The 6,870-nt window shown below is 42.4% G+C and carries 10 protein-coding genes; 3 read left to right on the forward strand and 7 right to left on the reverse strand.

The annotated features are described in order from the left end of the window. Positions 1 to 58 precede the first annotated feature (58 nt). On the forward strand, positions 59 to 187 hold the full coding sequence (locus BLW34_RS17155; protein ID WP_256203817.1) for an ATP-binding protein: 129 nt from the start codon (positions 59 to 61) through the stop codon (positions 185 to 187). A gap of 149 nt (positions 188 to 336) precedes the next feature. On the opposite strand, the gene BLW34_RS14355 is transcribed toward BLW34_RS17155, so the two are convergent. The 3 genes from BLW34_RS14355 to BLW34_RS14365 all read right to left on the reverse strand — a co-directional run bounded on the left by BLW34_RS14355 (position 337) and on the right by BLW34_RS14365 (position 1,831). After that, a complete protein-coding gene (locus tag BLW34_RS14355) occupies positions 337 to 765 on the reverse strand; it encodes a c-type cytochrome (RefSeq protein WP_090544247.1) in 429 nt (142 codons plus the stop codon). Between the two features lie 128 nt (positions 766 to 893). Continuing rightward, positions 894 to 1,361, reverse strand: coding sequence for a DUF411 domain-containing protein (locus tag BLW34_RS14360; RefSeq protein ID WP_090581019.1), 468 nt, complete (start codon positions 1,359 to 1,361; stop codon positions 894 to 896). Beyond that, positions 1,358 to 1,831: a cupredoxin domain-containing protein gene (locus BLW34_RS14365; RefSeq protein ID WP_090581021.1), complete on the reverse strand. Its 474-nt coding sequence runs from the start codon at positions 1,829 to 1,831 to the stop codon at positions 1,358 to 1,360. The genes BLW34_RS14360 and BLW34_RS14365 overlap by 4 nt, the downstream gene beginning before the upstream one ends. A gap of 168 nt (positions 1,832 to 1,999) precedes the next feature. On the opposite strand from BLW34_RS14365, the gene ttcA reads away from it, so the two are divergent. Then, positions 2,000 to 2,923: a tRNA 2-thiocytidine(32) synthetase TtcA gene (gene ttcA, locus BLW34_RS14370; RefSeq protein WP_090544253.1), complete on the forward strand. Its 924-nt coding sequence runs from the start codon at positions 2,000 to 2,002 to the stop codon at positions 2,921 to 2,923. On the opposite strand, the gene BLW34_RS14375 is transcribed toward ttcA, so the two are convergent. Genes BLW34_RS14375 through cutA form a run of 4 tightly spaced genes read right to left on the reverse strand, consistent with a single transcriptional unit; the run spans position 2,920 to position 6,196 of the window. After that, complete coding sequence (locus tag BLW34_RS14375) at positions 2,920 to 3,306, reverse strand: DUF2784 domain-containing protein (RefSeq protein WP_090581024.1); 387 nt, start codon at positions 3,304 to 3,306, stop codon at positions 2,920 to 2,922. The genes ttcA and BLW34_RS14375 overlap by 4 nt on opposite strands. A gap of 15 nt (positions 3,307 to 3,321) precedes the next feature. Beyond that, positions 3,322 to 3,861, reverse strand: a complete 540-nt coding sequence (locus BLW34_RS14380) for a TlpA family protein disulfide reductase (protein ID WP_090581027.1) — start codon at positions 3,859 to 3,861, stop codon at positions 3,322 to 3,324. 45 nt (positions 3,862 to 3,906) lie between these two features. Beyond that, positions 3,907 to 5,841, reverse strand: coding sequence for a protein-disulfide reductase DsbD (gene dsbD / locus BLW34_RS14385; RefSeq protein WP_090581030.1), 1,935 nt, complete (start codon positions 5,839 to 5,841; stop codon positions 3,907 to 3,909). A gap of 7 nt (positions 5,842 to 5,848) precedes the next feature. Beyond that, a complete protein-coding gene (gene cutA / locus BLW34_RS14390; RefSeq protein WP_090581033.1) occupies positions 5,849 to 6,196 on the reverse strand; it encodes a divalent-cation tolerance protein CutA in 348 nt (115 codons plus the stop codon). 130 nt (positions 6,197 to 6,326) lie between these two features. Here cutA and BLW34_RS14395 point away from each other — a divergent pair, with 130 nt between their 5' ends. Further along, positions 6,327 to 6,521 carry a hypothetical protein gene (locus BLW34_RS14395; protein WP_256203818.1) on the forward strand — a complete coding sequence of 65 codons (195 nt, stop codon included), beginning with the start codon at positions 6,327 to 6,329 and terminating at the stop codon, positions 6,519 to 6,521. Positions 6,522 to 6,870: the final 349 nt, after the last annotated feature.

The raw sequence follows: 6,870 nt of genomic DNA on the forward strand, positions 1-6,870 counted from the left end.
GAGATCCTGCCCGGCACTGCCGAAAATATGATTCGAATCGCCATGATGAAAATAACACTTGCAAAATGCGTCTAATGTTTTACCAGACAGCTTCTTAGACCGCATTATCCATCATTGCGACATCCTGGAAACAGGAAATGATTCTTACCGTTTCAAACATCGAAAACAATGTATAAGAACCGATTAACCAACTAAACCAGGTGGACAGTTTTCGGCGCTGATGACTGGACAATTCTCAATGCTGATTGACAATTCAGGCAAGTAATCAAGAGAAGAACAATCCAGTAAGCATTACTCTGACTTGGAATTGGCATTGTTACTTATCCTTGGAAAGACTTATTGCCTGTTTTCAATTCGTTGGTACCAGGCATCATACACTTCATCAGGCCACAAAGACTTAATCCAGACAAGAGTGTCATCAATTTCCTGTTCTGTCAGTTTATCTTGCCAGCCAGGCATACGCCCCTCTCCAGGAGGACCACCTTTTAAAATAAAACGTTTTAATTCCTCAGTAGAATGATGCCAGGCATGCGCCGTGCCATCCAAAGGGGGAGGAGGGTACCTGCCGTTTTCAAGCGGTTTCCTCCAGTCAGGCGTTGCTTCGGCATTTGGTCCATGACAAACAGCACAATTTTCCTGAAAAACCGCGCGCCCTCGAGCAATCTGGGCAGTGTCAAAATTTCGCTTAACCATTTCTGTCTGATCTAACTGGATTTGCTGCAGAAACTTATTGGCAGTAGAAATAGAATCTGTGCAGCCTGACATTAAAATAAATCCACTTATTGATAGTGACAGAAGAAAATACTTATTTTTTCCAGGCTGCATAACAATCTAAAAAATTAAGAAGTTTTTAAGTTTTAATACTAAATAAGTTTGCTTTCACTTAAACCTGTTTACTCAGGGGTATAGCGACTGTAAACGGTTGCATCGCGTCGTTGATCTCCTCTTTGCTTGATCAAAAGCACATCATAAGGATCACTACGCGCACCTTCCATACCTGGAGTGCCATGAGGCATGTCAGGAACAGCCAATCCAATTGCCTTAGGGTGTTCTTTAAGAAGTCGTTTAATATCTTGTGCAGGAACATGACCTTCAATAGCATAACCATTAACCACGGCGGTATGACACGACCCTAAAGAAGGAGAGATGCCTGCACGCGCTCTTGCTTCTTTATTACCCACATCATGTGCATTGACAGTAAACCCATGATCTCTCAAATGATCAATCCATTTTGAGCAGCAACCACATGTTGGGCTTTTATAGACCTCAACCGTCTCGCCAGCAGACACTGAAAATGCTGCCAATGTCAATGCACCAGCCATTATTGATTTCATCAAAAATCTGTTAATTTCTATTTTCATTTTATCTCCACATTTATCTTTCCACGCATCCTTTTGAAATGGCCAGGATAACCACAAGCAAAATGAACTATACCACTTTCAGTAAAATTCCATACGAGCTCTTTTTGTTCACCTGGCAGTAGATTAACGTAGTTAGGATCCTCACGGATCAAACCAGGATTTGAACGTGTCATTTTGGCGTGTTCTTTTAAATTTTCCAATGTATCAATAACCATTTCATGTCGTCTCATTCCTTCATTCTTAACAATGAATCTGATCGTTTCACCTTGCATCACATTAATCTCGGAAGGCGAAAAACGGTTATCCATTGCCTTTATTTCAATCGTACGCGTCACCTTGGCAGGATCGCCGACCTTGCCAATGGCCGGAGAATTCACACCATTCTGCTTGTGATTCAAGTCAGCAGAAGCACTAACTACCCAGAACATCAAAATTGAGAAGAATACGAATACCATTGCACGTTTCTTCATATAATTCTGTCCTCTGTACTTATGGCACAAAACGGTCGCTTTAAATCCAATTGTTAGAACACATTACTGTTTTATTGTTCCGGCTGTTAAACTATTTAATTTGTCACGGCCCATGAGATATATAAGGCAAGATATTTTACAACTCTCTGACTTACGGCAATTTTCATGATGGAAACATTACCCAAGAAAATACAATATAACACCAACAAGCTTCGTAAACGATTACGTCGTCTGGTAGGAACGGCTATCGCTGATTTTAATATGATCGAAACAGGCGACCGAGTAATGGTTTGCTTATCGGGTGGAAAAGACAGTTATGCGTTGCTCGATATTTTGCGCAACCTTCAAGCACATGCTCCGTTGGATTTTGAACTGATTGCTGTCAATTTGGATCAGAAACAACCCGGTTTCCCCGAGCAGGTATTACCTGAATATCTCACTCAAATAGGCATGCCATTTCGCATCGTCGAGCAGGACACCTATAGTGTAGTCAAACGCGTCATTGCTGAAGGAAAAACCACGTGTAGTTTATGTTCCCGTTTGCGCCGAGGCGTACTCTATCGTGTTGCTACTGAGTTAGGTGCCACTAAAATAGCTTTGGGTCATCACAGAGACGATATTCTCGAAACTTTTTTTCTCAATATGTTTTATGGTGGCAAGCTCAAAGCGATGCCACCCAAGCTGGTCAGTGATGACGGCCATCACATCGTAATTCGTCCACTAGCATATTGCAAGGAGAAGGATCTGGCTGCTTACGCTGAAATCGAGAATTTTCCAATTATTCCCTGTAACTTGTGTGGTTCCCAGAAAAATATGCAACGTCAGGCTATTAAAGAAATGATGCAGCAATGGGATAAAAAATTCCCGGGAAGACTGGAGACAATGTTTACGGCACTCCAGAATATACAATTATCTCACTTGGCAGATTCAGCGCTTTATAATTTTCAGGGGCTCAAACCACAGGGTAGTCCAGTTGCTGACGGGGATAAGGCTTTTGATGAAGAAATATTTGAGCCACCGATTGCAGAACTTCTTTCCATTTCGGAGAGTAGATTAAATGAAACAGAAAGTGATAAAACCATCCATAATTAATGCTTGATTTTGAATTTCCCGGGAATGATTGGTGGAACCAGTTTGAAAGTTATTGCCACTAGAAGTGCAAATACCACATAGCTTACTGTGAGTACAGATTCGGGAAAATCATAGAATAACATTCGATGTAACCAGTACTGAATAAAGCTTCGATCTGCTTCAATCTCACGCAACTCATATTCCCATCTCGTCAGTGGGCAAATAATACCTACCAGCGACTCACCCACAACAAACAGTATGGCTGCAAGATGGGTAAGTCGAAATGCGAGGTTCCGGGAAAATTTTAAATGCAACCAGGCGCCAATCCAGATCATGGGAAGGCTGCCAACAACGAACAGCACGAACATAAAGTGAATAATTAATACAACGTCGGCTAATTGCATTCCTTACAGAAAAATTTACAGCAAGGGTTTCAGTATCTTTTCGACTTTATCCATGTAGACGCGACCTAAATGTGTATCCACGATTTCTCCAGCTCGATTGATTATCACCGTGTAAGGTAAGGCACCTTGTGGATTTCCCATTGCCTCTGCTAGTGAAAACGCGTCCATATCTCCCACCACTACAGGATAATTGATGCCAAACTCCTTACTGAATGTCTCCACTTTTTCTTTTTGATCGATAGCAATGCCTACTAGGATCAATCCCTGCTCACGGAATTTATCCTGTATTTCAATAAACTCTGGTATTTCTTCACGACAGGGCATACACCACGTAGCCCAGAAATTTACAAGCAGAACATTTCCTTGCCATTGAGAGAAAGGCTGCACATTGCCCTCAATATCTGGCAAACTCGCTGCAAAAAATGCTTTCATGCCTGCTTGCTTCTCAGCGCTGCTCAGCTGTGAACTCATCTGCTGGGTTTTGAATATAAATCCTGCAGCTATCGCCCCGAAAGCGATAGCAACATACAGCAATAACTTGCCTAGCTTTGACATGCAATCTTCCTCTAGTTGATAGAATAAATATATAAGACAGCCAGGCTAAATCAATACTGCATCCAATACGGAGAGAAAATCTTCCTTATTGAAATAGCCTATGATCTTAGTGTTCGGTATCTCGCGCCCCTGGGGGTCAAGAAAGAGAATTCCCGGTGGGCCAAATAGCTTGAAACGTTTCAGTAGCGCAGCATCGTCAGGCGTTCCGGCAGTTACGTCCACCTGCAGTAGAACTACATCTCTCAACCGCGCTTGCACTTTCGCATCGGTAAATGTAAATCGCTCCATTTCCTTGCATGAAATACACCAGTCAGCATAAAAATCCACCATGATGTATTTGCTTCTTGACTGCTGGATCATTTCATCAAGTTCAGCAATTGTTTTTACCCGCCGAAACGGTAGATGCCCGCTTTGATCAGCGTCTACTGGCCGAATCGCCTCAATATTTCCGGTACTACCGATGCTCAACTTTGACAGGGGTTGCAGAACATCCCGGCTACCAGACAATACACCTATCAAAAGAGCTACCCCAACCAGCAATGAAATCACCCCAACACCTTTAAGAAATTTCCTGAGGCCAGAGGCCCGTTCTGGTAAAGGATCGATCGCATGCAGATAAATAGCCGAGATGATGAGTAGCGCTGCCCACAACAGCATATAAATAACCGTGGAAACCACCGGCGATATCAACCAGATAGCCACTGCCAGCAGCAGCACACCAAAAACCTGCTGGATCGATTCCATCCATGGACCTGATTTGGGCAGTAAAGCGCCCGCCGATGCTCCCAATAATAACAGAGGAACACCCATGCCTAGTGCCATCACAAATAATGCGGACCCTCCGAGTACCACATTATGCGTCTGACCGATATAGAGCAGCGCACCTGCAAGGGGTGCCGCGACACAAGGGCTGACGATCAGTGCGGACAATGCTCCCATTCCAAATACACCGGTCAAGCGCCCACCTTTTAGATGGCCTGCTTCTTCAGAAAGTTTGCTCTGAAGAAAACCGGGTAATTGCAGTTCGTAAAAACCAAACATCGAGAAAGCCAGAACAACAAAGACCAGCGCAAAGGCACCCAATACCCAGGCATTTTGCAAAGCTGCAGACAGCATGGCACCAGACAGGCCGGCAGCAATACCGGCTATGGCATAAGTAATCGCCATCCCCAGAACATAGGCAAGCGCTAGAACAAATCCACGGCGCTTGGTGAGATGCTCGCTTCGGTTCGTAATGATGCCCGATAAAATCGGAAACATGGGATACACGCACGGCGTAAATGCAAGCCCTAAACCCGCACCAAAAAAACCAGTCAATATCAACCAGAAGTTACCGCTTGCAAGCAGTTGCTCGATTTTGTATGACTCGGTCTCAATAGCAGGCAGTTTGGAAGGGGTTTGAAACAATTCCGCGGTAGCATCCCCACCCGCAGCTGTTGCGCTGCCACTGATCGTTTCGGCAACCGTATTCAAAGCTGCTTTGATTGCCGGAAGGGCTATATCACTTTCCTTCTTGATCGGTGCATAGCATACGCCTATCGGTTCATTGCAGCCCTGATAGGTTGTGGCAAGAGAAAGCTGGTCCGTAGCGGATGCTTCCCGCTTCAATGAAATAATTGCCTGAACAGGCTGATAATAGACCTCTGTTTTACCAAAAGTCAGATCGTCCTTCATTTTGCCTGGCGGTAGCATGATTTTTTCTATATGGATGCCATCGCTTTTCGGCTTAAAGTCAATTTTGTCACGATAAAGATAATAATCTTTTGCAGGTGTGAAATGGGCAACTAGCGTATGTTCATCACGCACCTCGATTGAGAACTTAAATGCTTCATCTGGAGGCAGTAGCTCCTGCTCAGTTTGCCCAAAGCTTGCGCTTAATTTCTGTAACACAGAAAACACACTGGATCGCTTTTCTTCTTCAGCTAAAGCACTCGTGCTAACAAGGCAAAATAAAATCAGAAAAAATTGAATTAAACGCATAGCTTACTCAAATTTTGTTTTCTATTATTGGTTCAACAATGATTGGAACTTCATCAGCAACCCACTGGAGATACGCTAGCAATCCAGTCTTTACAGGGACAGCGATAATCTCAGGGAGTTCATAAGGGTGTATAGCTTTGATGATTTTTTCCACCGCGACATAATGTTCCGCCAACGTTTTGATAAAAACGGGTATCTCATCGGTCGTTTCAGTTTCTCCCTGCCAACGGTATACTGAAGTAGATTCAGCCAAAATATTGATACATGCCGCAGCCCGACTTTCAATGAGTTTTTGGGCAAGCATCAACGCGCTTGCTTTGTCAGGAAAACTGGTAATAACAAGTATAACTTCCATTTATCTGCTTAACATACAGGAAGATTCAAAAATTTTGCATTCTTTATACTAAACTCGAATTTACTTTGGCGGAACATAAATCTGTCAAATTCTGTAATAATACTCAGAAATTAATATATGAGCTAACCAAATGATTAAAAAACTATTTTTACTACTTCAAGTTCTTTCCTTAATTGCTCCTGTCGGTATTTTCTTTATGTATATCATTATGGATCAAGGCGACCAGTTTACTTACGAACACTACTGGGTAACGGGGATGAGTTTCATTCCTTTTCTGTTTGTGCTGTTACTAAAGAGTCTGTTTCTGGGAATTAATAAAAAATAAATATCCAATATTTAAAGAAGCAATAATGAGCAGAAATGATCTTCTTGGAGCCCATCTAATGTAATGCACTTTTCAAAGATTTTGAATAAGCAATTACAAATACTTATTAATACAACAATCTTTGATAATCAGGCTGAAATTAATATTTATTGATTCAGCCTGATAAGATTTTGACTACTAAATTAAGTTTACTTCAATAACGTGAGTTCGGCGTAAGAAAAGCAGTAAAAAGAACCTGAATTCCTTATTATGACGAAGCTATTTTGGAAAAGGGTTTCATCACGATGAGGAGTCAGGTTCTTATGGATACTATAGCGATTTTTTGTGCGATTGACGACTTTTGTTAGAG

The organism is Nitrosomonas sp. Nm58, from assembly GCF_900107335.1.
Taxonomy (GTDB): Bacteria; Pseudomonadota; Gammaproteobacteria; order Burkholderiales; family Nitrosomonadaceae; genus Nitrosomonas.

Coding starts and splice junctions, on each gene's coding strand:
- BLW34_RS14355 (WP_090544247.1), bottom strand. CDS start 765: ATGTCAGGCTGCACAGATTCTATTTCTACTGCCAATAAGTTTCTGCAG.
- BLW34_RS14360 (WP_090581019.1), bottom strand. CDS start 1,361: ATGAAAATAGAAATTAACAGATTTTTGATGAAATCAATAATGGCTGGT.
- BLW34_RS14365 (WP_090581021.1), bottom strand. CDS start 1,831: ATGAAGAAACGTGCAATGGTATTCGTATTCTTCTCAATTTTGATGTTC.
- ttcA (WP_090544253.1), top strand. CDS start 2,000: ATGGAAACATTACCCAAGAAAATACAATATAACACCAACAAGCTTCGT.
- BLW34_RS14375 (WP_090581024.1), bottom strand. CDS start 3,306: ATGCAATTAGCCGACGTTGTATTAATTATTCACTTTATGTTCGTGCTG.
- BLW34_RS14380 (WP_090581027.1), bottom strand. CDS start 3,861: ATGTCAAAGCTAGGCAAGTTATTGCTGTATGTTGCTATCGCTTTCGGG.
- dsbD (WP_090581030.1), bottom strand. CDS start 5,841: ATGCGTTTAATTCAATTTTTTCTGATTTTATTTTGCCTTGTTAGCACG.
- cutA (WP_090581033.1), bottom strand. CDS start 6,196: ATGGAAGTTATACTTGTTATTACCAGTTTTCCTGACAAAGCAAGCGCG.
- BLW34_RS14395 (WP_256203818.1), top strand. CDS start 6,327: ATGATTAAAAAACTATTTTTACTACTTCAAGTTCTTTCCTTAATTGCT.